The sequence below is a fragment of the Candidatus Infernicultor aquiphilus genome (genome assembly GCF_002784285.1).
GTDB lineage: Bacteria > Atribacterota > Phoenicimicrobiia > Phoenicimicrobiales > Phoenicimicrobiaceae > Infernicultor > Infernicultor aquiphilus.
Window position 1 is genome coordinate 1 of the sequence record NZ_PFKO01000347.1, and the last position, 1,756, is coordinate 1,756.

The following is a 1,756-nucleotide window of genomic DNA, read 5'->3' on the forward strand; positions in this document are numbered from 1 at the left end:
CAATTTGCCACTATGGTAAATGCTGGTTTAACTTTAGTAAGTTCATTAGATATTTTAATTGAGCAAGTAGAAAGTAAGGCATTATCGAAGGTTATAAAAGTAGTTAAATCTGATGTAGAAGCAGGTTCTACTTTAGCTGATGCCTTTGCAAAACAGCCTCAGGTATTTTCTGAATTAAATATTAGTATGATTAGAGCGGGGGAAATTGGCGGAGTATTAGATGTAATTTTAAATAAAATAGCCGATTTAATGGAAAAAGAATACGCCCTCCGACAAAAAATAAGGTCAGCTATGGCGTATCCTTCCTTTATAACTGGTGCAGCAGTGATAATGGGTATCTTCATGTTGACCTTTATTTTACCCCAATTTGTGGGAATTTTTGCTCAATTCGGTGGAGAACTTCCTGCCCTTACTAACCTTCTTGTGGTGTTTACTAAATTGTTTAATAAATATTGGTATCTATTTTTTGTTACTTTCGCGGCAATAGTTTTTGTTTTTTTGACCTACATAAGGACACCAAATGGTAAAATGAACTTTGATAAGTTTAAATTAAATGCACCTATAATTGGTGAAATTAATAGAAAAACAGCTGTTGCCAGGTTTACCAGAATACTCGGAACTTTAATCAAGAGTGGAGTCCCGATTTTAGAAGCACTGAATGTTTCTTCTAATGCGATAGGTAACCTGGTAATTTCTTTGGCAGTTACTAATGCTAAAACCAAGATAAAAGAAGGGCAAAGTATCTCTGGCCCACTGGCAGCAAGCGGAGTATTTCCGCCTATGGTTACTCAGATGATTATGGTAGGAGAAGAGAGTGGTGAATTAGAAGAGATGTTGATTAATGTGGCAAAATTTTATGATGAAGAAGTAGATAGGTCAGTAGAAAGACTAACCTCAATCATTGAGCCACTGATGATGGCATTTATTGGTTTAATCGTTGGAACTATGATAATTGCTATGTATCTCCCCATATTCAATATGGTAAACCTAATCCGGTAAAAATATCATTGCGAATGACCTAAATATTAACTTAAATGTCATTGCGAGCTACCGTAGGTAGCGTGGCAATCTCAAATTCAAAAATCTGTATGGGTTTGATTCATCGAACCCGTAATAAATTTTGACAACTATGTATCATATATGATACCATACCAACAGAGGTGATAAATATGAGTAATCAAAGAACACTGGTATTATTAGAAGCCCCGGTTAGGGATTTAATAAAACAAATGGCTAAAGAAAAAGGAGTCTCCATTTCAAGTTTATGTAGAGATTTAATCTGTGAAGGACTAGAAATTTTAGAAGATAGGTACTTTGAAAAAATTGCTTCTAAAAGAGAAGATGAATTCAATTGGGAAAAAAGTTTAACCCATAAAGAAGTATGGAATAAAGAGAAAAAGTGAAGGTAAGATATCACCCTAAAGTAAAAAGTGAAGATATTCCAAGATTGGATTCTTATATAGCTATTAGAATAGAAAATGCTATTAGAAAACGACTAATGGTTAATCCAATAAAATATGGGTATTACCTTCGGGGAAGCTTAAAAGGCTACCGAAAATTAAGGGTAGGAGATTGGCGGATTATCTATAGAATTATTGATAAAGAAATAAGAATAATAGCTATTGGTAATCGAAAGGATGTTTATAAATTTGCCAATATCAGAAAATAAACCAGAAAAAATAAAAGATGAGCAAATTATAAAATACCAGCCATTGGTAAAGAGCATAGCCTATAAATTTATAAATTCTGGTGAACC

The 1,756-nt window shown here is 33.4% G+C and carries 3 protein-coding genes; all 3 read left to right on the forward strand.

Features of this window, described 5'->3' with window-relative positions; genetic code table 11:
- Window positions 1–999 (forward strand): type II secretion system F family protein (locus COZ07_RS09800; protein WP_406608384.1); only part of this gene is annotated, 999 nt, incomplete at its 5' end.
- A 170-nt stretch (window positions 1,000–1,169) separates the two neighbouring features.
- Window positions 1,170–1,403: an antitoxin, RHH family protein gene (locus COZ07_RS09805; protein ID WP_406608385.1), complete on the forward strand. Its 234-nt coding sequence runs from the start codon at window positions 1,170–1,172 to the stop codon at window positions 1,401–1,403.
- Window positions 1,400–1,669, forward strand: coding sequence for a type II toxin-antitoxin system RelE/ParE family toxin (locus COZ07_RS09810; RefSeq protein ID WP_406608386.1), 270 nt, complete (start codon window positions 1,400–1,402; stop codon window positions 1,667–1,669). The genes COZ07_RS09805 and COZ07_RS09810 overlap by 4 nt, the downstream gene beginning before the upstream one ends.
- The last annotated feature ends 87 nt before the right edge of the window (window positions 1,670–1,756 follow it).